Below are 24523 nucleotides of genomic sequence, written 5' to 3' on the forward strand. Positions count from 1 at the left end.
CATGACGTATACTTCCCGCCTTCCCTGTCAATAACAATACCAATTACTACTAGAAATGAGGTGTCTTGGTATGAAGGGAATCTATTTTATCAATGACCAAATTCGTTTAAACGGTCTTTCAAAGGAAGAAAGCTTTAAACTTCAAGAACAAAGTATTCTGCCTTACATTCAAAAACACAATATCAAAGTGATAAAACTGAATCCTTATCAACTCTACGACTATTACACGATTCCGCATGCCCTTTTACATGATTTGAAAAAGCATAGAAATGATCTTGATTGTTTCATTCATTACTCTCCCCAAGTATTAGAGGATTTTATAAATTCCTATCCAGCAAGATGGTTAATTTTAAAAAGCTTTTTTAAAAAGGTAATTACAATAGATGAACGAAATGATCTTCCTGCAAAGTTCATCGTTTAGTCTGCCGATTCCTTTGACATTTTTCGGTACATGATAACAAAATTAATAAGAGAAATTAGTAAAATATATCCTCCATATAAACCAAAGGAAAACAGCTTGCTGCTGCTAAAAGAAGCTCCGGCAAAAGACAAAATGAGGATATTAGGTAATTTACCAATTGTGGATGCGCTAAAGAAAACAAGACCATTCACCTTACTTAAACCGCAAACGATATTGACTACAGGCGCTGGAATAATGGGAATCAAACGGCAGGTTAAGATGGCCAAGAAGGAATTCCGATTAAGAAAAGCTTCATATTCCTGGACTTTCTTATGGTTCATTAACTTTGCCTGTGCATAGTCCCGAAAACCATATCTACATAAATAAAAGAACGCCATTGTTCCAACCATTGCACCTGTTAGGGACACAATTACCCCTTGAGTGGTTCCGAATACACCGCCGATAACACCAGCTAGGACAGGAAAAGGAATAACAGGAAAAAAGACACAAATTGCTACGAGCAGCATGCTAATAAAAAGGGAAAGTGGTCCCCCCTCTTTTATTAATGCAAGCAGCTCATCCTTTTGTAAAAAGCCTATCACCACAATTATGATTAAAATCAATATACTTAGAATTCTTTTCCCCATTATTAACTCCTAATCTTTAAGAAATGCTCTTTCTCCTTAAGTATAAAGGTAAATGTCCCTTTCATAAACCATAAATTTCCTGAACTTTTAAATGACTGTTGATTTGCGCTCCAGGCACTTCGCTTTCCGCAGGCGGTTCGGGAAGCCTCCTCGACGCTAAAGCGTCTGCGGGGTCTCCCATGTCCCGTCCTCCTGCAGGACATTGAATTTCTTCCTCGAATTTGCCCACGCACGAAGAAAATGCGATAGCATTTTCGAGGAGTCTTCGTGCCTTCCGCGCAAATCAACAGGTGCCTAAATCAATTTCACGCTTTAACACCGTCAATAAAAAGACCTTTATCGCTAGATAAAGGTCACTTTCTATTATTCTATTAAAATGCTGTTCGAGCACCTAGGTAGCGAGGCTTCCAGTATGGGTTGTTCATATCTGTAATCGTTACACCGGTTGATGTTCCGGCATGGATGAATTTGTTATCACCTATATAAATCCCTAAATGAGTTGGACCAGGTGCATAGGTTTCAAAGAATACAAGATCACCAGGGTTTGGGGTGCTTACCGCTTTTAAACCTGACCATTGAGTCGCTGCCGTTCTCGGAAGTGAGATTCCTGCCTTTTCAAAAACATACTTTGAGAAACCGCTGCAATCAAAACCGGCTGGAGTATTCCCTCCCCATAAATATGGAGTGCCGATATATTTCTTTGCCTCTGCGATCACCAATTGTGCTTTTGAAACGGTAGAAATGGGTGCAGGCGCCGCTGTTGTGCCAGTTAATACTAGAACTTGTCCAACATAAATGATGTCTGTAGACAGGTTATTTAGGGCCTTAAGCTGAGCAATTGTCAGCTTGTGCTTAGAGGAAATCCCCCACAACGTATCTCCTCTTTGAACTGTGTACGTGGAACTAGAATCTGTTTCATGCGTGTGCGGTGCCAATAATGATAGTTTCTGATTTACATAGATGTTATCGCCCGCAAGCTTATTCCAGGATTTTAAATCTGAAACTGATAGGTTATTAGCTTGAGATATTTTCCATAGGGTGTCACCCGATTTAACAGTATATACATTTTCTTGAGCACTAACGGATCCACCAAAAGATGTAAACAATATGCCGGCAGCTGCCGCGACTGTCAGTATGTGTTTTTTCATGGAAGTTCTCCTTCTCTTTAAGATAAATCTATCATAAAGGAGAGAACCAATTGAGTTGTATCACAAAAATTTGGTTGTTATGGAAATATCCCCCAACCCTAGCAATGTAAACCCTTATTTCACATAAGCTTGAAACACCTAAACCCTTTCAAAATAAGGTTTAAAGCTCTATTATTATTTTAATCCTCATTCTAGCTAAAACATATTGGTGGTTTTTGGAAAATAGAATGTAGAAATATTGTAACAAACCTTATGAAATATTGTAACAATCCTTTCATCCACGACGAATAGAGAAACTTATAATTAACCTATAGAAACATTTTTAAAGGTTATAAATAGATAAAAAAATATTATGAAATCTTGGTGATAATAATGCAAGGAATAAGTAAAGGACATCCACAGAAAATGGGACACCCACATGGGATGAGTAAGAGTATCAATTATGATGTGAACCCGTTTATCGTTATATGGGAAGTAACACGTGCTTGTCAATTAAAGTGTGTTCACTGCCGTGCAGATGCTCAATTGACTCCAGATCCTCGTGAGTTAACGCATGAAGAGGGTATTAATTTAATTGATCAAATTTATGAAATGGACAATCCAATGCTCGTGTTCTCAGGCGGAGATTGTATGATGAGGGAAGACCTGTTTGAGCTTGCGGATTACGCAGTTAAAAAGGGAATGCGCGTTAGTATGACTCCTAGTGCCACTCCTAATGTAACAAAAGAAAAAATGCAACGTGCTAAAGAAGTTGGTCTTTCACGCTGGGGCTTGAGTCTTGACGCACCGACAGCAGAAATCCACGATAAATTTCGAGGTGTGCCAGGATCATTCGATCTAACTATTGAAAAAATTAAGTACTTAAATGAATTGGGAATGCCTTTGCAAATTAATACCGTTATTTCACGTTACAATTATGACCATCTTGAGCAAATGGCTAAACTTGTAGAAGAGCTAGGTGCGGTTATGTGGTACATCTTCTTACTGGTTCCCACAGGAAGAGGTCAAATGGATGCATGTATCACACCAGCCGAGCATGAAAAGGTATTCCGCTGGTTATATCAGTTAAGTAAAACAGCTCCTTATGATATTAAGACAACTGCTGCTCAGCATTACCGTCGTGTTGTTTTACAAGAGAAAGCACGTGACCATCTCATTGAAAAAGGTGAAATTCGCTACGAAGATTCAATCACAACGGATTTCGCTTCCATGCACGATGGCTTAAAACGCGCACCAAAAGGTGTTAATGACGGAAATGGCTTTGCTTTCGTTAACCATATTGGCGATGTAATGCCTAGCGGCTTGCTCCCAATCGTTGGCGGTAACATTCGTGATACCCCGTTAGCAGAAATTTACCGCGAAGCAAAAGTTTTTAAGGACCTAAGACAACCAGAAAATTATAAAGGTAAATGCGGTGTCTGTGAATTCAACAAAATTTGCGGCGGTTCCCGTTCAAGAACTTATGCCGTAACCGGTGATTATATGGAAAGTGAACCATTCTGTGTTTATATTCCACAAGCAATGCGAAAAAAATCTGAACTGACAGTCTAGCACCAACCAGGCATTCCAACTAATTGGAATGCCTTTCCCTATTCAACCAATCCCGTATCTTCTATTTGCACGTCCACATTTACTTTAAATGGAATCGGAGGATATACCTTCTTCCACGTTTCCCAATCATTCTTTTCAAAATGTCTCGCACGATAATGCAGTCCAAACATTTTATTCCCCAAAAAGAAAATCCCCTAATAACAGTGGACAATTTTTGAAAAAAGAAACAACTATCGCTATCATTAGGTTATATTATTAAGTTTCCAACATAGAAAACTGAAAAAAGGTGTTTTTATGATTAAAACGATAGCAATTAATCAAGATTATCAATTGATACAAGGTCTGGAAGCCTCTGAGCTAATTAATGGTAATTATTTATGGTTTTGGATTGATTTTCAACAGCCCACACAAAGTGAAATAGAGGTTTTGAGCGATCCCCTACACTTTCACCCACTGGCTATAGAGGATTGTATTTTCACATTACAACGCCCAAAGTTAGACTACTATGAGGATTATACTTTTTTTGTTACACAAGCTTTAAACACACTCACAATTACAAAAGAAGAGATTGATTTTTTCCTTGCAGAGAACTATATCGTTTCCTTTCACTACAACCAATCTCCTGAGATTGAGGAAGTATGGAATAGATTTTTACATTCCACGAAGGTAAAAAGTTGGAGTCCATCGCAAGTGTTATATCATGTCCTAGATAAAATGGTGGACAATTACTTTCCACTTGTCTATCAGGTTGAGGATACCTTAAATGAAATAGATGAGAATTCTAAGGGAAGGTCTATGGAAGCCTTATTAGAGGACCTTTTTGATACACGGCACGACCTCTTGTCTTTGAGACAAACAGTTACACCAATGAGGGATCTGATTTATCGAATCATCAACTCCCAGCGGGTGACGGTTATGAAGATAAAAATTGAATATTTCTCTGATATTCATGATCATCTCTTAAAACTAACCGAAATGGTTGAAGCAAATCGGGAATTAGCAACAGATATCCGTGACAGTTATATTTCTTTAAATTCACATCAAACCAACCATGTGATGAAGGTCCTTACGGTTATTACTACACTTTTCATGCCACTAAGCTTCATCGCGGGCTTATATGGGATGAACTTTCATTACATGCCTGAATTAACATGGAAGTATGGTTACTTTTTCACACTGTTCCTCATGGTTTTAGTAGTACTTGTCATGTCACTATGGTTTAGGAAAAAAGGTTGGTTTAAATAAGTAAGGTGAGCCCATATTCGCTTTAAGCTTGAAAAAGTAAAAAAGACTAGCCCGCTAGTCTTTTTTATTCCCATTTTTCGTAAATGACCTTTCCACCTGTTACATCAATGATGTTTCTGTCTCCCTTATAAAAAGTCCTTCCATCCTTTTCATAAATGTAGTTTTTATAGGTAAATAGCTCTTTTCCATCTGGAAGGTGAATCACCACTTGGGAGCCAACATCTTCTTCCGGTGATTCAATCTTCATCGTACTTTGATAATAGTGGCGAAACACGAAGAAACCTACTGTCAGGATAATACAAGTTAGAATGAAAAAAAATGGCCTCTTCCACGTAAATTGCCTCGATTTCTTTTGATGGTATAGTTCTATTCTGGTCATTTTTCTCCTCCATTAGCAAGTTGTTGAATAATTTTGAATTATCCCTTTTATTCCCAAAACATAAAGCTTTTATGCTTTCCTAAAGGAAAATTCAACACTACCTAAACTATGCAGCAACAATGAAAAAGTTGACGAGTTTTGTTTCGATTGATTTATATGTAAGATGTTATAATAGGAAAGAGTGTTATTTAGAAAGGGGATTTAACTTTGGCTATCAAGAATACTGAGGAAACGATGAAATTACTGGTGGATTTAGTGTCGATTCCGAGTCCATCTGGGAATACAAATGAAGTGATTTCCTACGTTGAAAAATATCTTGCTGATTTAAAAGTTGAAACTAGGAGAAACCGTAAAGGCGGTCTTATTGCAACATTGGATGGAAAAGATTCCAGCCAGCATCGCATGCTTACTGCACATGTAGATACTCTTGGAGCAATGGTTAAGGAAATTAAATCAAACGGCAGACTAAAAATTGATTTAATTGGAGGCTTTAAATTTAACTCCATTGAAGGAGAATACTGTCAGATTGAAACGAGCAGCGGGAAGAAATTTACAGGGACTATCCTAATGCGCCAAACTTCTGTCCATGTTTATAAGGACGCCGGTAAAGCAGAGCGCAATCAGGACAATATGGAAATTAGACTTGATGAAAAGGTACATAATGCAGAGGATATTCGAGCACTTGGCATCGAGGTTGGTGATTTCGTATCCTTTGACCCACGAGTAGAAGTTACACCGAGCGGATTTATTAAATCCCGTCATTTAGATGACAAAGCCAGTGTAGCTATCTTACTTCAATTAATAAAACAACTAAAAAATGAAAACATCCAGTTACCATACACCACCCACTTTCTTATCTCTAATAATGAGGAAATTGGATATGGAGGAAATTCGAATATTACACCTGAAACGGTTGAATATTTAGCAGTTGATATGGGAGCAATGGGTGATGGTCAGTCAACGGATGAATATACCGTATCAATCTGTGTGAAGGATGCAAGTGGACCGTATCATTATGGACTTCGCAAGAATTTAGTACGTCTTGCTGAAGACAACAATATTGAATACAAACTTGATATCTATCCTTTTTATGGCTCGGACGCCTCAGCAGCCATTAGGTCTGGTCACGATATCGTTCACGGCTTAATAGGTCCTGGGATCGACTCCTCCCATGCTTTCGAACGGACACATGAATCATCCATTGAAAATACCGCCAATCTTTTATATTATTACGTTCAATCAAAATTAGTTATCTAAATAGGAGGCTGCTTAATGTTCTCAAACATAGGTGTACCTGGATTAATATTAATACTAGTTCTAGCCTTAATCATCTTTGGACCGAATAAACTGCCTGAAATTGGTCGTGCTGTCGGTAAATCAATACGTGAATTCAAGCGTGCTACGGATGGAATAACCAATGACATAAAAGAAGAATTTAAATATGACCTAAAGGAAGCACAGAAGGAAAAGGTCGATATTAAAAAATAAAAAAAAAATGCAAGCTGAATGGGCAGCTTGCATTTTTTAGTTTCCTTATTTAATTCTAAACGTTATTCTACTACCATTGCCTTCATTTTTTCGTTATGCTGTTTTGTCTGTTCTAACAATTGATTTAGTAATTCCGCTGCCTGCTTATCATTTCTCGTCTCCACGGCGGCTTTTAAATCGTGGAATGACTTCCAATTACCCATCGCTTTTCCACCATGCGCCTTTTGAACAAATTCTTCTTTTGTAATCTTACCCTCGTCTAATTGTTTCTTTAATGCTTGAATTTTCTCCATTTTTTCTTGCTTCCACTTTTCGCGCTTCGTTGCATTTTCAGGACTTAACCACTTATTTCGTAATTCCTTTTTTTCCGATAATACCTTTGTCCATTCTTCTTTTTTATCAGGGGTATACTGATTAACCCATGTTAACAGTTTTTGTTCACGTTCTGCCATTTTTTCCTGCCAGTTTTTGTGCATATGCTCATGTTTTTCATCACAATCGCATTCTTCTGTACCCTTCTCCCCATCTATTTCATGGGAGTTTGGTGCAGAAGGTTTTTGATTTTCATCCGGTACCTGAACATTTGCTGAAGTGAATCCTGGCATGGCTAGAAGCAACCCTAGCATCATTATCATTATTCTTACCTTCATTCGAATCTCCTTCTTTCTTTTTATATTGATTTGAACTTTAACCAGCCTTTATTTGGCACCTAGTTATCATTCCCTGACTGTCAAAAAAAATTTACCAATTCGACATATTTATCACAAAAGGCTACTTGTTATTTAATTTTCTATATTGTATTCTATGAATATTAACGACATGTGAAATATTTCACAAGGTTTAGAGGTAATACAACTTATTTTTTTTGAAGTAATATGTGAAATGCTTCACAATATGAATCATACATAAACATACTTATTGTTAGGAGAGGGATTTTATGAGAAAACCAAAAATTGTGATTTTAGGAGCAGGTTATGGTGGTATTATCACCAGTAAGAAATTAGAAAAGCTACTAAAGTCCGGTGAAGCAGACGTTACGTTAATCAATAAACATGAATACCACTACATTACTACCCAACTACATAAAACCGGTGTTGGTACTGCTGCGGATCGTCAAATTGCAATGAAAATTCCAGAGTTAATTGATCCCCATAAAACAACTTTTAAAAAAGCCAGTGTTACAGCAGTAGATGTTCAAAAACAAGCCGTACACCTTGATGATGGCGAAAGTGTTGAATATGATTACCTTTTAATCGCATTAGGTTTCGATATTGAAACATTTGGAATTCCTGGCATTAAAGAACATGCCTTTGCCATTCGCAGTTTTAGAAGTACCAAAGCCATTTATAACCAAATTATCAGACAATTAAATCTTTATAAAGAAGACAAAGACCCATCCCGCCTTACCTTTGTGGTGGCTGGAGGCGGATTTACGGGGGTGGAAATGTTAGGAGAATTAGCGGAAGGACTTCCAAAGCTTTGTAAGAAGTACGATGTTCCATTTGAAAAGGTTAAAATTGCAGCGGTTGAGGCTGCACCTTCTGTCATTCCATTCTTCCCTAAGGAATCTATCCAATATACAACAGATGTCTTAAAAAAGTTTAATATCGATATGTTTATGTCAACCAAAATATTAGAATGTACACCTGAGAAAGTCGTACTTGAAAACACCCTAGAGATCCCAACACGGACACTTATCTGGTCTTGCGGGGTAAAAGGTAATCCAATTGTACAAAACTGTAGTTTGCCAATCGAAAAAGGCAAACTCCCTGTTGATTCATTCTTACGTGTTAAAGGCAAGAATAACATTTTCAGCATTGGTGACTGTTCCCTATTCATGAAGGATGAAAAAAACGCCTTACCGCCAACAGCGCAGGTTGCCCTTCAGGAAGCGGATGTTTGTGCGAAAAATATCGTGTCCACAATCCGTGGTGGAAGCTTGAAAGCTTTTGAATATCATCATAAAGGGTCTGTCGCATCAATTGGTAACTTTGCTGCGGTTGGTAAGGTTGGTAACTTTAGATTGTCAGGATTGTTTGGCGCCTTTATGAAACAAGTAATTGAAGCACGCTATTTATTGAATCTTGGCGGTCCATCTCTTATTATTAAACAGCACTTTGGTTTCAGCAAAGAACCAGTAAAAGTAACCGCAAATCAGTAAATTTCAACCTTGGTATAAGGACTCCCTCCCCTTTACCTGATTAGAATATCCCTTATCTAGACCAAAGTAATGTCTTAATCCCCCAATTAAGGCAACGAAACCACCTTTTAAGTTAAAGGTGGTTTTTTTCACAATAATATTTTCCAAATTAAGGGCTCATACCCTCCAAATTATTCCCCTTCTGAATAAAATAGTAAAAAGAATTATTAAGGAGGGATATTTATGGTGAAAGTAATAAATGAAAAATTCAGCAAATATTCCCACTTAATAGCAGAGAAAAGTATTTCTCCTTACCTTCCAGAAACAGCTTTATTTAGTGAAAGTAGTTTTTATGAGTTCGTAAAGAAATACTATTCGGTATATGTACGTCCTTGTCATGATTATAAAATAAATATTTTAGTAACTTCCCTCGAAGATCATCACTATAAAATTGAATCGGGTAGTACCAATCATATAGCAAAAGGAACACAAGAAGCCTATCAGTTTATTGTTATGAATCTACTTGAAGGTAAAAGGTTTATCATCCAACAAGCGGTGCCGCGTACAAAATTGAACGGAAAGCACTTTGAGGTAAGGGTCTATGCTGTAAAGCTTTCTTCTAAATGGACTATAACTGAAAAGGTTGCACGAATATCGACAGAGGGATTTTCAGTTACGGATGAAGTAAAGGACATATTCCCTGCCCATGATATTTTACAAAAAATATATCAAGAAACTAGCAACGACTTTTCATTACAACTGGAAGAACTTCCTATCCAAATTGCTAAAAAATTAGAGGAGAAATTTCCTAAATCCAATTTAATTATGATTGATTTTTACCTGGATCAATTAGGGAAACCATGGATTCATGAGATAAGGTATAGATTCTCCGACGGCAAATGGGATTGGTACCAAGTGTTAAGAGGTGAAAAGGAAATCTTTCCCTATTTACCTGTCACCTATTTTTATCACGATAACCTCCTTCTTCAATATCTTGATAAATTTAAAAGCTGCATCATTAAGCCTAATCTAAGCCAATGGGGACGCGGTTTGGCACTGATTTCGCAGTTAGAAAATCAAACATTTGAAATCCATTCAGAGCGAAAAATCATCCCCATTGACCATTCTAATGAACTGTTAAAGGAAATAAGTGAACGGTTTCTCTCAAAAAAGTCCTATCTTTTACAAGAAAAGATCCCTCTTCCAACAATTAAAGGTTGTCCCTTTGATATCAGAGTGATGGTTCAACGGAAAAGTGTCAATTCGGAATGGGTAGTTACAGGCAGAATTACAAGAACCGCAGCGGCTGGATTTATTGTGACAAATGTGGCGAGAGCATTGACTAGCCTAGAGGACGCAATAGAAGCTTCCAACTTAAATCTAAGAAATATCGATTCACTGATTTGGGAATTGGATCGACTTTGTATGTTAGTTGCAAAGCAACTAGAAAAAGTTTACCCAGACGCCCGAATGTGGGGTATGGATATTGGAATTGATTCATTCGGAAAACCTTGGTTTATTGAAGCAAATCTCGTTCCCGACATATCAATCTTTCGCTACCTGGCTGACAAAACGATGTTGACAACGATAAGAGAATATATTCGTGCAGGAAAACAACAGCCAGAGGAAAACTAAGAGCTATCGCTTTCAGAGATAGCCCTTCTCCCGTTCTAATATACATCCTTTTTAGTAAAGACAAAAAAGGAAACGAATAAACCTGCAGCCCACCATACAAGGAGAACCATCATCGAAAAAGATAGGGTCATTCCCTCAATCGGCGGCGGGTTTCCATTCATATAGTTGGTTAATTTTAAATTCACCATAAAAAAATATTTTGCTGACTCCCAAGATGAAACCATATTGCTTAGAATGGCACCTGCTATTAGGGCTGCTAACATGACACCCATGCCTGCAGCCGTACTGCGAATCAGTACAGATAACATAAAGGATAAAGTACCGACAACTAATGCCACAAACCATACGAGTCCAAGATCCATTAATAAAAACAGCCATTGATCCATTAACTTCACACCTGCAGTATTTAATCCAGCATCACTGACGCTAAAACCCGTTAAAACGGGTGCTCCAAAGCCTTTATAGCCAAATACAAACCCGGAGATTAGGTAAGAAAGGATGGCTCCGATTGCAACAATTAACGAGATGGCAAGGGTCAGGGTTATATACTTACTTAAGAGGACTTTCCACCTCTTTACCGGTCTCGTCAAGAGCAGCTTAATCGATCCCTGACTATGCTCAGAAGACACGATATCACTGGCAATCACCATGACCATTAACGGAATAAATAATTCAATCGAGTTTTCAAAAAATATCCTCATAAACGTTGGAGCACCAGGCTCTGATGGGTTTATATCGTGATCTAGATAATATTGATTTTGCTGCATGGCAATTTGCAGTTGTTGTTTCCATTCATCTGAAATTCTCGGACTGCTTATCCGATTTTGCTGATCAATAATAGTTTGTTGGATAATCGTTCGCCAATCATCCGTTCCCAATTTTTCTTTTTGTCTTTCCACTTCTTTATATTGAGCATAAGTGAATAAAGCAACCAGTATGCCGATTATAATCGCAATCACAATGAGGCGCTTTTTGGCAATCAGCTTCATCATTTCATTTTGAATCAGTTTATTCAATCGAATCACCCCCGGTTAGCTCGAGGAACAAATCTTCAAGTACTGGCATTTTTCGATTCATTTCTGTCACGGATACTCCAGATTCAACAAGCATTTTATTCCACGCTGCTGCCTTTATTTCATCGTATTCCGTTAAAATGGAACCATCGTCTCTTTCTTCAATGGCGGTAACAGAACGTAATATCTGTTTTCCCTCTTCGCTTGGATGAAACCGCCATACTACCCGTTCCCTATTAGATAACAAGCTTTGGACGGTATCCGTGCGAATAACGGTTCCCCTTGAAATAATCGCGACTCGATCGCATAGTAATTGAATTTCACTTAATAAATGGCTGGAAACAAGAACACTAAGTCCTTCTTCTTCAGCAAGGAATCTGATAAATTCCCGCATTTCTCTAATCCCTGCAGGATCTAATCCATTTGTGGGTTCATCAAGAATTAATACTTTGGGTTGTCCCAGAAGTGCTTGAGCAATACCTAATCTTTGCCTCATCCCTAAGGAATACGTTTTCACCTTATCATTAATTCTATCTTTAAGGCCCATTAGCTCAGTTACTTCTTGAATTCGTTCTTCGCCAATTCCATCGAGCATCCGTGCAAAATGTAACAGATTGTCATAACCAGATAAATACGGATATAATTCAGGATTTTCAACAATACAACCCAAGTCCCTCATCGCTTCCTCAAAATTGTCTTCAATGTTATTCCCGCCAATCTGAATCTTCCCAGATGTGGGTTTAATTAATCCCACCAGCATGCGGATGGTTGTGGTTTTTCCCGCACCATTGGGTCCTAAGAATCCAAAAACCTCTCCTTCTTTTAAATCAAAGCTAATCCCTTTTATAATTTCTTTTTTACCAATCACTTTTTTTAAATTATGTACAGATAAAGTTATTTTCTTCATTTAGCCAATCTCCTCACCAGGTAAGCAATGAAGCCACTCGTTCAGCAATTAAACGGTACCCTTTTGAATTAGGATGGAACTTGTCAGAATACAGATAATCATTAACCTTCAATTCAAAAAGATCAAAGGTTGGAACAAACACAATATTGGGGAAGGCTGCACTTAGTTCAGCACTTTGATAATTCCAATGCCGGACTACCATAGAAAGCTCTTTCCCCTCCTCTAAATCACTAAAGGGATTATATAAACCAATGAAAAAAACATTCGCTTTAGGATTACTATTACGGATCTGTTGAAAAATAAAATTCATATTTTCAAGAAATTTTTTCTCAACAGCTGTAATGTCTTCCGTTTCAAACTCTAGTAAACCTTGTCCGCCTCTGAATAAATCATTGCCGCCCATCGTAACGACAATCATATCTGCGGTTTGAATTTGTCTTTGAACTTCTGCCTGCTGGACTTGTTGTTTCAATTGGTCTGACCGCTGCCCGGTGATGCCGAGGTTCGTTAACCGAACTTCTTTCTTTGACTTTTCCTTTATTTCATCCATTAAGATACCAACATAGCCTTTACCCGTTTCATCACCGGTTCCTCTTGTTAAGGAATCACCAAGAGCAACAATATGTAAGCCCTTTTTTTCATCCACTTTTTTTTCAACCTTGGTTTTCTCGGGGATATTATCTGGTTTTCCTGCATAATATTCTCCAACTGCCCAGCCTAGTCCAACCAGCCAAAGGAGACAAAAAAACACTGATATAATGGTTACAGACCGTATGAGATTCTTATTCAAGAAGATTCATCCTTTCTGGTTATTTCTACCTTTTATTTAATCACAATTACAGAGTGAATCAAACTTTTAACCCGCAAAAAAAAACCGGTTCCTAAACGGAAACCGGTTCTTTCTTCACACTCTCTTCTAAATTGCCTTTTGGGCCAAAGAATTCAAAGTTAATTCTATCTTCACTTACTCCTAAATTCTTTAGGAAACGATTGATTGCTGACATAAATGGTACTGGACCACAGAAATAAAAGTCTGCGTCTTGGAAAGGTAGATTTTCTGCCATCCACTCCTGGGTTACATACCCTTCCACATCAAACCTTTTGTTTGCCCAGTCATCTTCAGTCGGTGAATCGTAAAAGTAAAATGAATTGACATGTTCAAGCGACGTCAGCTGCTCCACTTCAGCTCTTAATGCATGGACGTTACTATTTGCAGCAGCATGGATGAAAGTGACCTTTCTTTCAGGCTGAACCTCAACCAATGTCTTTAACATGCTCAGCATTGGTGTTAACCCAACCCCGCCGCTTAAGAGCACAACAGGTGTATTTTTTTCAGTATCTAGCACAAAATCCCCTGCTGGAGCACTAACCTTAAGGATATCCCCTTCTTTTACACCTTCATGAAGGTAATTAGATACAACTCCATCTGGATTCGCTGTGCCTGCTTCACGTTTTACGCTAATGCGGTAATAATCTTTGCCTGGAGCATCAGACAAGCTATATTGACGGATATGGGTAAATTCCTCGCCAGCGATTTCAAGCTTAATACTGATATACTGACCTGGCTGGAAATGAGCAATTGACTTATTATCCTCAGGTTTTAAATAGAAGGAAGTAATAACATCACTTTCTTTTACCTTACGGTCCACAACAAAGCTGCGGAAACCTTCCCAACCACCTAGCTGTTTTTCTGCCTCATCATACATTTCTGCCTCTACACCGATAAAAGCATCCGCAATTACTCCATAAGCCTCAGCCCAGGCATTGATAATTTCATCTGTAGCTGCGTCCCCAAGTACATCTTTGATCGCTAATAATAAGTGTTTTCCAACAATCGGATAATGCTCTGCTTTAATACCTAGACTTCTGTGTTTATGAGCAATTTGTTTTACAAGTGGTAGAATTGCTTCAAGATTATCGATATATTGAGCAGCTGCATAGACGGTTCCTGCCAATGCTTTTTGTTGTCTTCCTTGTTTTTGGTTTGCGTGGTTAAAGATATTTAATAATTCAGGATGATTTCCAAACATTAATTGATAAAAACGGGTGGTTATTTTTTCCCCATGTTGTTCTAAAACAGGTACGGTTGATTTAATGATATCGATTGTTTTTTTATCTAACATAACTTTCACTCCTTATGTAGTGTGTTTATCACTGTTTATATAGTGATTATATGAGAAATCACACAAGGAGTAAGTGATGCAAATCACACTTCGTTATTTTCGGATAATTCGAACTATATCCTATCCATTTTTTGTTAGAGAACTCCCTTAGTTTTAGCCTCATTAAGCCATGAAGGAAACTCATTTAGTAAATTATTATACAATTCCTCATCCGAAATTTTTTCGATATCCGTAATGTGGAAGAAATTCGCGTTGTCTATATACCGCCCTTCCATCGTATCCAATTTCTCAAGTACTTCAAAGTTAGAATCACCAATACCAACAAATTGCCAAAAGATTGGCTTATTAGAGGAATCAACAATTTGTTTTTTGATCGTTCTCTTGCAGCCGCCATCATTGATAAACACAATAAAAGTAGGTTCCTGAGCTGGTTGTTCTATTGTGTATTTATTGATTACATCTTCCATTACTGGTGGTTCGTCATTTCTACCGAATTTGTGAATTAAATCGTTATTTAATATGTATTCTTCAACATAATTCACAAAATCTCTTTCCGTTACAGATTTAAGTCGCGAAAATTCATTATCATACACCCATACATCAAGGGACCCATCATCATCAAACTGGCTGGCAACAGCTAATATCCGCTCTACAACCTTTTGAACTGTTCCATTTTTATACAAAGATCTCATCGAACCTGAAATATCTAATATTAATCCAACTCTTGCTACCACATCTGTAAGTTTCTTCTTTTCTAATACAACACTTGCAGTCTTTTTCATTAAATTAATTGTCGTCATAGAATATCCCCTCCCAATTAATCATTTCTTCCATAATTATACTATAGTGGGTAATTTATAGGTAATATTCAATCTATTTCCCATAAACCTATATTTTGGCCACAAAAAAGGAGCCCACTATTTGGACACCTCTACTCTTTTAAAGGGTGTTTCAAAATTATTTAGTTTTTGCAAAGATGCAAGTATCCCTAAGTTCATTACTAGTAACTGAGAGATTATCATTTTTTAATATCCCTTCTAATGTAAAGCCTAATCTTTCAGGAATTGCCCGACTTCTAAGATTTCTTGGGTCACAACGGATTTCCACACGGTTAGCGTTTAATTCGGTAAATGCAAAATTAGTGATTGCCTCTGTGGCTTCGGTAATGTAACCTTTGCCGGAATATCGAGTATCTATCCAATAACCAATCTCAAACTTAGGAACATCCCAATTAATTCTATGCAGACCGGATGAACCGATAAATTCACCGGTTTCTTTATCGAAAATATGTAATCGTAAATCCTCACGTGTGATAAATTTTGCAATACTATCGCGTATATTTGCCTCGACATCCAGTTCAGATTGGTTGGAATGAGCCCATGGCATCCACGGCTTTAGTTCATTCAGTGAGGCTTGGATTGCTTTGTACACTGCTATTCCATCCCCTGGCATGGGCTTACGTATAAACAGTCTCTCTGAAGTAAATTCCTCTGGGAAATTTAGTAATGCAGGTTTCAACTTGATTCCCCCTTTGTTATTTATGGCTTTTTATGAGAACCACTTTTTCAAGTGAACCAATGTTTTGGCCTTCATAAACCGTATATAAAAATAACCCCTTCTTAAAATGAAGGGGCCTGATTTAAATTAGTATGCTTTTGCCCAATAAACCATCTTGTCAGCAGATTTACCGCAACAAACGCATGTATCCGAGACCTGTTCTTGTTCAAATGGGATACATCTTGATGTCGCTGTTGTTTCTTCTTTGATTTTCTCTTCGCAAGCGAGTTCGCCGCACCACATTGCTTTGATAAAGCCTGGTTTTGCTTCAAGCTTTTCCTTTAATTCAGGTAGCGTTACAGCTACGGATGTTCTCTCTTCGCGATGATTCAATGCTTTGTTATATAGGTTGGATTGAATATCATCGAGTAATTCAACAAGCTTTGTTTCTAATTGATCCAAAGGAACGAAAACCTTTTCTAATGTATCCCTTCTTACTAGCACTACTTGCTTGTTCTCAATATCTTTTGGTCCAACTTCCAAACGAACTGGAATCCCCTTCATTTCGTATTCATTGAATTTCCAGCCTGGCTTTTTATCACTTGCGTCGATATCCACGCGGGCAACTTGACCTAAGGACTTTTTCAAATCATAAGCGAAATCAAGAACGCCTTCTTTATGCTGGGCAATTGGCACAATCATAACCTGCGTTGGCGCAGCCTTCGGTGGAATCACAAGCCCGCGGTCATCACCATGAACCATAATTAATGCCCCAATAATTCTTGTAGTAAAGCCCCAAGATGTTTGGTGCACATACTGAAGCTTTCCTTCTTTATCGGTATATTGGATATTAAATGCTTCAGCAAAACCTGTTCCAAAGTGGTGAGAGGTTCCTGACTGAAGAGCTTTACCATCATGCATTAAGCTCTCAATCGTAAAAGTAGCCTTAGCACCTGCAAATTTTTCTTTATCTGTCTTTTGTCCTTTGACAACTGGAATCGCCAGAATTTCTTCACAAATTGCTGCATATACATTCAGCATTTTAATGGTTTCTTCCATTGCCTCTTCATCAGTTGCGTGTGCTGTATGACCTTCCTGCCATAAAAACTCTAATGTCCTTAGGAATGGACGAGTAGTTTTTTCCCAGCGGACCACGTTTGCCCATTGATTATAGAGCTTTGGCAAGTCTCTGTATGAATGAATAATATTGCTATAATGCTCACAGAAAAGAACTTCAGATGTAGGACGAACAACTAAGCGTTCGGCCAATTCTTCAGAACCGCCATGGGTTACCCATGCCACTTCAGGTGCAAAGCCTTCGACATGATCTTTTTCTTTTTGCAATAAGCTTTCAGGAATAAATAATGGCATATAAACATTTTCATGCCCTGTTTCTTTGATACGGCGGTCAAGTTCGTTTTTTATATTATCCCAAAGCGCATATCCATAAGGGCGAATGATCATCGATCCGCGTACACTTGAATAATCAATTAAATCTGCTTTTGTTACTACATCTGTATACCACTGGGCAAAATCCTCGTCCATACTGGTAACATCTTTTACAAATTCCTTTGCCATTTTGACACCTCATTATTTTTTTGAATATAAAAAGGCCCTGGCCCCAAAAAGGGACCAAGACCTGGCGATACCACCCTAAATTCATAAAGCAAATGCTTTATACTCTCGACATGATAACGGATTTTATCCGCATGTATCTTCAACAAAAACGATCCGATACAGAACTCCGAGGCAGGTTCAAATGACTGTCTTAAGAAACCTTCCACCAATGGTTTCCTCTCTTTGTAAGACAACTTACATTTTACTAATCCTCATCAACGTTTTAATAGTATTTTTAAAAAAATTATATATTTACCTTCCCTAAATGTCAAACATTGTTTTTGGAATATAATTCTTACTTTCGTCTTTTTTCCTTATTCTAATCAATCATCCAATCTTTATTCTCCACTTCGAATGGGTTAAAATGAATCAAGAATGAGGTGATTTCATTGAAGAAGGAAGAATCGAATGAAAAAGACTTGGATGAGGAAGAGAAAAAATACTTACTTGACTATATGAAAATGCAAAATGAAGTACTAAAGAGAATCTATAAAAACACAATAGAACCTGAAAAAGAAAAGTAGTCCCCCTATAGACGTTACATACGTCTTTTTTATTTTTGCTAGGTTTTCATTAAACGTTCATAAAAGCAGCAAAAATCCTTTCTATATACATTTATAATTTACTTATGTTGTTTATTAACTTTAGAGGGGATTTTCATATGTATCTATTATCCATTTTTGCAATATCTATTATCAGTTTAATCACAGGATATGTTATCTACCTATTACACCGCCATAAAAATAAACTAGCCAACATTTCTGGAATTGTGGTAGTCATCGTCATTACGATGATGGGCGGGCTATTAACAGGTTATCTTAGCGGCATTCTATCAGGAGAATTATTTCTTCCTGTTGGTTTGGGCACGCTGATTGGATTTTCCCTTGGATTTATCACTGGTCAGCCTGTAGGTATCCTGGCCATCCTAAGTGGTTCCGTTTCTGGAATGGTGAGTGGAATCATGGGTGCCCTCCTTGGAGCAATCCTTCAGTTTGATAATCCAACAATTATGTTAGGTATTTTTCTAGGTTTATATGTGATTGTTCTTGGTCTAGTAATTTTATATATTATTGTAGAGACAAATGGAAAACTTTCCTTAGATACAAAAGCCATTTCACCATTTAATATTTTGTCAGGCGGGCTTGTTTTGATTGCACTATTCCTATTTTTATACAGCAGTGATTTTGTTAAAGTTCCTGGTGAAACACAAGCAGCTCAGGCACAAGAAAAGAATCCTGCACCTCAACAAACAGAACTTGATCTTACCAAGGAAGCAAGTCCTAAAATCGAGATAATGATCACACCTACCGGATATTCTCCAAATGTTATCAAAGTTAGAAAAGGTGTTCCGGTAGAGCTAAATATCACTAATCCTGGTGATAATAGCTGTTTTTCAACCTTTATGATGCCAGATTTTGATTTAGATAATGTTAATTTAAAGGCTGGTACAACAAAGTTAACCTTTACCCCTGATAAAGAAGGTAATTACACCTTTAGTTGTGGAATGAATATGTTTAAAGGCACCGTTATTGTGGAATAGGCAAAAAGCACGCTGGAAAATCAGCGTGCTTCTTTTTTTACATATGAGAAGAATGATTGTTAACTACCGAATCATTACTCCTTTTAAACGGCCACCAATTTGCATTGCCAAAGGTTTTTACCATAACAGGAACAAACAATGGCAGAATCACCAGCGCATAAAGAAAGAGTCCAATTAATAGAATGGCCGCAATCTCAAGCAAAGATAACACACCAGCTGGCATCATCGCAGCGAAAGTACCTCCTAAAATAACCGCGGCAGAGATAATAACTGTTCCCATTTTCTTCATCGCTTCTAGAATCGCTTGTTCTACTGGCATTTGTTTGAACTCGTTAAAACGGTCCATTAAGAAAATACTATAGTCAATTCCAAGGGCAATTAAGATAACAAAAGCAAAGAATGGAACTGCCCAGCTAATACCGGTATAACCTAACCAATTTACGAAGATGGCTTCTGCAAGTGCCATCGAAGTATAATAGGTCAAGATTAATGATCCTATTAAATAAAGAGGCATAATAATCGAACGGAACAAAACGATTAATATAAGGGTAATTCCAATTAGCATGAGGACCACTGTTCTTGAATAATCTGCTTGTGAAATTACATCAAGGTCATGGTGCATACTTGATACTCCGCCTACTGCTACTCTCGCATTTTCTAGCTTTGTATCCTTTACTACACGCTTAACTGTTTCTTTAATTTCAGGAATACGATCCAGTGCTTCATTTGAATATGGATTCGTTGTAAAGACCACATCAATGGTCATGACCTTGCGATCTCTTGACATATACACATCTAAAGCCCGCTCAAAGTCTTTGCTGTCCAGTACATCTTGAGGAATATAAAAACCATTTTTCTCTTGCTTCGCTACACCTGCAAGATACTCTTGTGCAGATTCTAGACCATCAGAGACTTGATTTAGACCGTCCGCACTTTGCGTCAATCCATCTGTCAACTGAGTAATTTGACCGCTCATGTCCTTAAATCCGGTCAGGAGCTGCTGCTGTCCATTGTTTACCCCGTTTAAACCGCTTGTTACCTGTGGGAGACCATTAACGATTTGTCCTTGGCCATTCCCCATCGTATAAAGTCCTGTTTCAATTTCAGTGAGACCCCTTAAGAGATCTTCCATTCCTTTAATAAGGGCTTCCTGTCCAGCTATGGCTTCTGAAAATTTACCATTCGCAAAATCAATACCTTGCTGCGCTCCCGTTAATCCAGTATTTAATTGATTCAGGCTTCCAGCTAATTCTTCTGTTGCAGCTTGAGACCCTTGAATGGTCATTTTAATAGCTTGGTAATTTTCATTTTGCCCAATATCACTATAATCACTTTCTAGATTAGCAAAATATTGATTTGTTGAAGCTAAGGAATTATGTAAATAGCTAACCCCCATAGCAACTTGTTCATAATTTCCAGCAAGAGTTGTTAGTCCCCCAGCTGCTTGTTTATAACCTTCAAGTAACTGTTTACTGCCGGCTAACACTTCAGCAGATTTCGTTTTTATGACTTCAAGCCCTTCTTTTACTTGAGAGGTTCCTGCTGCACCTTGTTTTAATCCGTCTTCAATTTTAGCAAGGTTCTGTTGGATGGTGCCCATTCCAGTCTGTAATTGATTGGTTCCAGTAATCAATTCGCTGATTCCATCGGTTGCTTCATTCATTTTCGGCTGATTGGCAGCGAGTTGGCTCCCGGCCTCTGCAAGACCACTGCTAATCTTCTGAATTCCATCATTCCCCTGACCAAGGCCGTCTTCTAAACTTTTCACTTGCTCTGATATATATAATTCATCGATGGTTTCACCTGTCGGACGTGTAACAGAACGAACCGAATCAACATCACCGATTTTGCTTAGCTCTTGACTGATTTTTTCGGTAAGAGCAATGTATTCTGATGTATTCAACTCATCATCATTCTTAATGACAATCTGCGTTGGCATCGATTCACCAGGACCAAATCCATCCGAAATAATATTGAATCCTTTTATGGAATTGAAATCATCGCCAATTTCTTCGAGTGAGTTAAACGATAAATCTCCATCATAGGTAAATAATGCAGGCACAGAAATAGCTGCAACAATTAGAAGGGCGATTAATGGGCGTACCAATGCAAATTTACCGGCAATTCCCCATATTTTACTATCAACGTGCTCAAGCTTGCCTTTAGACGGCCAGAAAAGTTTTTTCCCGAGCACAGCCATGAAAAATGGAACAACGGTAAACAATGCTAAGAGCAATAACGCTACCCCAATTGCCACGGCTGCTGCCGACTGATAAAGAACAAATGTTGAAAAGCCAATGGAAGCAAATCCAATCATAACCGCTAATCCGCTAAAGAATACCGTTTTTCCTGCATTCTTATACGTAATAACAATTGCTTCTACTACACTATCATTCTTTGACATTTCCTCTTTAAAACGACTAAGCAGCAAAATACAATAGTCTGTTCCGATCCCAAACAAAACTGCGACTAAGAATATTTGTGTAAAGGTTGATAATGGGAAATTCACTTTATCTACTAAAATGGCAACAATCGATTGCGCTGCCAAATAGCTAAATCCTACCGTTACTAATGGAATAATAGGAGCAACTGCAGATCTAAATACAAGAAGTAATACAACCAGGATGAAAACAACGGTGATACCTTCTGTCTTCTTAAGGCCTTCTTGTGAGTTTGTTACAAGATCGTCGGAAATTAGCCAGTTTCCGGTATAATAGTGCTCTAACTCTACATCTTCAAGTACATGATATAATTCCTTCGTTATTTCTTTTCCTTCTCTACCATCTGCCGTTACATTCAAGGAAACCAGGATGGTTTTCCCGTCATCAGATACAAGCTGCTCCTTCAATTCTTCTTGATTAAAATGAGTAAGAATCGAAGTGATACCCAGTTCACTTTTATGATTTTCAAGCTGACTAACAGCTTTTTCTGCTATTGCAAAGTCATCTTCCGTTAACTTTTTATCACTATGAAAAACCAAAGCGGTTTGTAAATCATTTCCGCTATTTTCACTTGACTGGACAGCATTTAAGATTTCTTCTGCTAATGTAGAAGAATATCCATCAGGAACATTTATCTGCCCTTTTTCGCGGACCAAATTTTCCATGTTGGGTGCCGCCATAAAGAGAACAGCAATCAATGCTATCCAGGCAATAAGGATAAACCATTTTCCTTTAACAATGAATCTCACAAATTATTCCCCCACTTCTTCCTTTTTCATGTTGGTTAATATTTGGGCTAACTTTTCATAGGTATTAATAAAATTTGTAATTTCAGATTCATCGAATTGGGTGATAAACGATTCTACCAAAACATGTACTTTTTCCTGTGTTTTTTGATTAAGTTCTTTCCCCTTTTCCGTTAGGGTCAGATATACAACCCTTCTATCATTTTCATCTCGGGTTCTTTCTATAATCCCTCTATCGGCCAAACGGTTGACAATTGCAGTGATTGCACTTTTATTGACCTCAAATACCTCTGCCAATTCAGTAGAGGTGCATTCATGGGACTTTTGAATGTATCCTAAAATATAGTGTTGGTCAATCGTTAAATCTTCTCCTATTTGACATTTAATAAGAGAAGCTGCTTTCTTATTTACTTCAAAAGAAACGGACACGTAGCGGTTGATTAGTTCCTGAATGGTTTTTTTATCCATCGCCCATTTCTCACCTCTCTCTTCAATAATATTAGTTCAACTGTTAAACTATTCACCTGTTTAACTATATTTTATGTTGTTATATATGTCAATAAAAAAAGGTCAGCATCATGCTAACCTTTTTCCGTTATTTTGCTTATTATATCCTTATGACTTTTTAGGATACAGAATTTCATCAATGATTCCATATTCTTTGGCTTCTTCCGCACTCAAAAAGTAATCTCTATCGGTATCTTTCGCAACTTTTTCAATCGACTGACCTGTACGTTCCGCAATGATTTGGTTAATATGTTCTCTTAACTTTAAGATTCGCCTCGCCGATATTTCAATTTCTGTTGCCTGCCCTCTTGCACCCCCTAGAGGCTGGTGTATCATAATTTCACTATTTGGCAGAGCATACCGTTTACCTTTCGTACCTGCAAGAAGCAGCATCGCCCCAAATGAAGCGGCCATCCCCGTACATATAGTCCGTACATCAGGCTTAATGTATTGCATTGTATCAAAGATGGCGAAACCGGCTGAAGTTGAACCGCCCGGACTATTAATATAAAGCGATATTTCTTTATCTGGCGCGTCCGCCGCTAAAAATAATAATTGGGCAACCACACTATTTGCCACATGATCATTAATCTCATCACCAATTATGATGATACGATCTTTTAACAATCGTGAATAGATATCATAGGAACGTTCACCACGATTGGATTGTTCTATTACATAAGGAATTGTACTCATTGATTTGTCCTCCTTGAAAGCAGATATTAGCTACGCAGCCATACAGAGAGTGCTTGAAGGAGTGTGCCTATTAACCGAACGTATTTCCCTTGTAACTATTTGTGGAATGTCACCGACACTTTTTAATAATGGTATGGATTGAATTAGAATTGATGGATTTTGAATCTTTATAGCTTGATAAAAGAGGGATGCTAATAATTCTCGTTCTTCTTCATCCCAAAATAAATCAATAGGAAATGACTTCTCATCTTCTTTTACTTTTTTAAGTCTTTTTTTTGCTCGATATAAATTGGACTTTACAGCTTCTTCTGTCGTCCTGAGGATTTCGGCTATTTCTTTCGATTGATATTGAAAAGCCTCTTTCAACATAAAGGTGATCGCTTGCTTTGGTGTAAAATGCTTCATCAGCAATTCAACGGAATACATTATATCAATAGCTTGATTCTCTTCCTTTTGATTTACTATTTCATCATCTAATTCGATTGTCTCCTTTTTCCTTTTTCGAACCTGATCAATCCAATGATGGTAGGCAATTTTATTTAATAAGGCTGAGGTGAATGTTTGCTTATTACTGTAATATTTCTTTGCTTTCAGATAAACCTCTTGTGCAATATCATCAGCGTCCCATTTATTTTGGGTAAGAAAGTGGCAATATTGATGAAGTTTCGGATAATACTCCAGCCATATAGACTCCTCAGTCTCAGTTTCCTGTTGCACGTCTTCTGTGTTGTATATGCTAAGCTTATTAGACATTTTGTTCACTCCTTTAACACTCTCTACCTAATAAACGTTTTAAGGATGAT

The 24523-nt window shown here is 37.7% G+C and carries 25 protein-coding genes and 1 other annotated feature; of the genes, 9 read left to right on the forward strand and 16 right to left on the reverse strand.

All coding sequences use genetic code 11. The features are described 5' to 3' along the window. Nucleotides 1-70: 70 nt before the first annotated feature. Nucleotides 71-421 carry a hypothetical protein gene (locus tag V7108_RS11015; protein ID WP_335515650.1) on the forward strand — a complete coding sequence of 117 codons (351 nt, stop codon included), beginning with the start codon at nt 71-73 and terminating at the stop codon, nt 419-421. Here V7108_RS11015 and V7108_RS11020 read toward each other — a convergent pair. Further along, a complete protein-coding gene (locus tag V7108_RS11020) occupies nt 418-1047 on the reverse strand; it encodes a TVP38/TMEM64 family protein (protein ID WP_335568244.1) in 630 nt (209 codons plus the stop codon). The two genes, V7108_RS11015 and V7108_RS11020, sit on opposite strands and share 4 nt — an antisense overlap. A 371-nt stretch (nt 1048-1418) precedes the next feature. Beyond that, the gene (locus V7108_RS11025) at nt 1419-2195 is read right to left on the reverse strand and encodes a C40 family peptidase (RefSeq protein ID WP_335568245.1); all 777 of its coding nucleotides are present in this window, start codon (nt 2193-2195) and stop codon (nt 1419-1421) included. Between the two features lie 372 nt (nt 2196-2567). On the opposite strand from V7108_RS11025, the gene V7108_RS11030 reads away from it, so the two are divergent. Then, entirely contained in the window at nt 2568-3746 is a 1179-nt protein-coding gene (locus V7108_RS11030; RefSeq protein WP_335568246.1) for a TIGR04053 family radical SAM/SPASM domain-containing protein, read from the forward strand. Nucleotides 3747-3784: 38 nt separating this feature from the next. Here V7108_RS11030 and V7108_RS11035 read toward each other — a convergent pair whose 3' ends face one another. Beyond that, complete coding sequence (locus V7108_RS11035; RefSeq protein WP_335515636.1) at nt 3785-3928, reverse strand: Ger(x)C family spore germination C-terminal domain-containing protein; 144 nt, start codon at nt 3926-3928, stop codon at nt 3785-3787. A 112-nt stretch (nt 3929-4040) separates the two neighbouring features. Between V7108_RS11035 and corA the strand changes: the two genes are divergently transcribed. Beyond that, nucleotides 4041-4991, forward strand: coding sequence for a magnesium/cobalt transporter CorA (gene corA / locus V7108_RS11040; RefSeq protein WP_335568247.1), 951 nt, complete (start codon nt 4041-4043; stop codon nt 4989-4991). 64 nt (nt 4992-5055) lie between these two features. Here the strand turns inward: corA and V7108_RS11045 are convergent, their stop codons facing one another. Then, a complete protein-coding gene (locus V7108_RS11045; RefSeq protein ID WP_335568248.1) occupies nt 5056-5370 on the reverse strand; it encodes a hypothetical protein in 315 nt (104 codons plus the stop codon). Nucleotides 5371-5604: 234 nt separating this feature from the next. On the opposite strand from V7108_RS11045, the gene V7108_RS11050 reads away from it, so the two are divergent. Beyond that, nucleotides 5605-6627, forward strand: a complete 1023-nt coding sequence (locus V7108_RS11050; protein ID WP_420489079.1) for a M42 family metallopeptidase — start codon at nt 5605-5607, stop codon at nt 6625-6627. A 15-nt stretch (nt 6628-6642) separates the two neighbouring features. Further along, complete coding sequence (tatA, locus tag V7108_RS11055; protein ID WP_335568249.1) at nt 6643-6858, forward strand: twin-arginine translocase TatA/TatE family subunit; 216 nt, start codon at nt 6643-6645, stop codon at nt 6856-6858. Nucleotides 6859-6920: 62 nt separating this feature from the next. Here tatA and V7108_RS11060 read toward each other — a convergent pair whose 3' ends face one another. Next, the gene (locus V7108_RS11060) at nt 6921-7493 is read right to left on the reverse strand and encodes a hypothetical protein (protein ID WP_335568250.1); all 573 of its coding nucleotides are present in this window, start codon (nt 7491-7493) and stop codon (nt 6921-6923) included. 302 nt (nt 7494-7795) lie between these two features. Between V7108_RS11060 and V7108_RS11065 the strand changes: the two genes are divergently transcribed. Both V7108_RS11065 and V7108_RS11070 read left to right on the forward strand, forming a co-directional pair. Next, on the forward strand, nt 7796-9019 hold the full coding sequence (locus V7108_RS11065; RefSeq protein ID WP_335568251.1) for an NAD(P)/FAD-dependent oxidoreductase: 1224 nt from the start codon (nt 7796-7798) through the stop codon (nt 9017-9019). Between the two features lie 222 nt (nt 9020-9241). Then, nucleotides 9242-10633: a YheC/YheD family protein gene (locus tag V7108_RS11070; RefSeq protein WP_335568252.1), complete on the forward strand. Its 1392-nt coding sequence runs from the start codon at nt 9242-9244 to the stop codon at nt 10631-10633. Between the two features lie 35 nt (nt 10634-10668). Here the strand turns inward: V7108_RS11070 and V7108_RS11075 are convergent, their stop codons facing one another. The 7 genes from V7108_RS11075 to proS all read right to left on the reverse strand — a co-directional run bounded on the left by V7108_RS11075 (nt 10669) and on the right by proS (nt 17751). Continuing rightward, nucleotides 10669-11649, reverse strand: coding sequence for an ABC transporter permease (locus V7108_RS11075; protein ID WP_335516504.1), 981 nt, complete (start codon nt 11647-11649; stop codon nt 10669-10671). Then, nucleotides 11642-12553 (reverse strand): ABC transporter ATP-binding protein, encoded by a 912-nt coding sequence (locus V7108_RS11080; protein WP_335568253.1) that lies wholly within the window; start codon nt 12551-12553, stop codon nt 11642-11644. The genes V7108_RS11075 and V7108_RS11080 overlap by 8 nt, the downstream gene beginning before the upstream one ends. Nucleotides 12554-12566: 13 nt before the next feature. Then, nucleotides 12567-13343, reverse strand: a complete 777-nt coding sequence (locus V7108_RS11085; RefSeq protein WP_335516498.1) for an SGNH/GDSL hydrolase family protein — start codon at nt 13341-13343, stop codon at nt 12567-12569. 91 nt (nt 13344-13434) lie between these two features. After that, nucleotides 13435-14676 carry an NO-inducible flavohemoprotein gene (hmpA, locus tag V7108_RS11090; RefSeq protein ID WP_335568254.1) on the reverse strand — a complete coding sequence of 414 codons (1242 nt, stop codon included), beginning with the start codon at nt 14674-14676 and terminating at the stop codon, nt 13435-13437. Nucleotides 14677-14810: 134 nt separating this feature from the next. After that, nucleotides 14811-15476: a vWA domain-containing protein gene (locus V7108_RS11095; protein WP_335520588.1), complete on the reverse strand. Its 666-nt coding sequence runs from the start codon at nt 15474-15476 to the stop codon at nt 14811-14813. A 157-nt stretch (nt 15477-15633) separates the two neighbouring features. Then, nucleotides 15634-16194 carry a GNAT family N-acetyltransferase gene (locus V7108_RS11100; RefSeq protein ID WP_335519901.1) on the reverse strand — a complete coding sequence of 187 codons (561 nt, stop codon included), beginning with the start codon at nt 16192-16194 and terminating at the stop codon, nt 15634-15636. Between the two features lie 126 nt (nt 16195-16320). After that, on the reverse strand, nt 16321-17751 hold the full coding sequence (gene proS / locus V7108_RS11105; RefSeq protein WP_335568255.1) for a proline--tRNA ligase: 1431 nt from the start codon (nt 17749-17751) through the stop codon (nt 16321-16323). 46 nt (nt 17752-17797) lie between these two features. Continuing rightward, nucleotides 17798-18018 (reverse strand) — a binding site (T-box leader). 161 nt (nt 18019-18179) lie between these two features. Between proS and V7108_RS11110 the strand changes: the two genes are divergently transcribed. After that, nucleotides 18180-18314, forward strand: a complete 135-nt coding sequence (locus tag V7108_RS11110; protein WP_335519905.1) for a hypothetical protein — start codon at nt 18180-18182, stop codon at nt 18312-18314. Nucleotides 18315-18451: 137 nt separating this feature from the next. Next, nucleotides 18452-19330, forward strand: a complete 879-nt coding sequence (locus V7108_RS11115; protein WP_335568256.1) for a cupredoxin domain-containing protein — start codon at nt 18452-18454, stop codon at nt 19328-19330. Between the two features lie 37 nt (nt 19331-19367). Here V7108_RS11115 and V7108_RS11120 read toward each other — a convergent pair whose 3' ends face one another. The 4 genes from V7108_RS11120 to V7108_RS11135 form a co-directional block, all read right to left on the reverse strand. After that, nucleotides 19368-22520, reverse strand: a complete 3153-nt coding sequence (locus V7108_RS11120; RefSeq protein WP_335568257.1) for an MMPL family transporter — start codon at nt 22518-22520, stop codon at nt 19368-19370. Nucleotides 22521-22523: 3 nt separating this feature from the next. Then, nucleotides 22524-22985, reverse strand: a complete 462-nt coding sequence (locus tag V7108_RS11125; protein WP_335568258.1) for a MarR family winged helix-turn-helix transcriptional regulator — start codon at nt 22983-22985, stop codon at nt 22524-22526. Nucleotides 22986-23132: 147 nt separating this feature from the next. Then, on the reverse strand, nt 23133-23747 hold the full coding sequence (gene clpP, locus V7108_RS11130; protein WP_335568386.1) for an ATP-dependent Clp endopeptidase proteolytic subunit ClpP: 615 nt from the start codon (nt 23745-23747) through the stop codon (nt 23133-23135). A gap of 3 nt (nt 23748-23750) precedes the next feature. After that, nucleotides 23751-24473, reverse strand: coding sequence for a sigma-70 family RNA polymerase sigma factor (locus V7108_RS11135; protein WP_335568259.1), 723 nt, complete (start codon nt 24471-24473; stop codon nt 23751-23753). Nucleotides 24474-24523 lie beyond the last annotated feature (50 nt).

Origin of the sequence: Neobacillus vireti (assembly GCF_036962345.1) — a bacterium.
In the GTDB taxonomy this organism is placed as follows: domain Bacteria; phylum Bacillota; class Bacilli; order Bacillales; family Cytobacillaceae; genus Neobacillus; species Neobacillus vireti_A.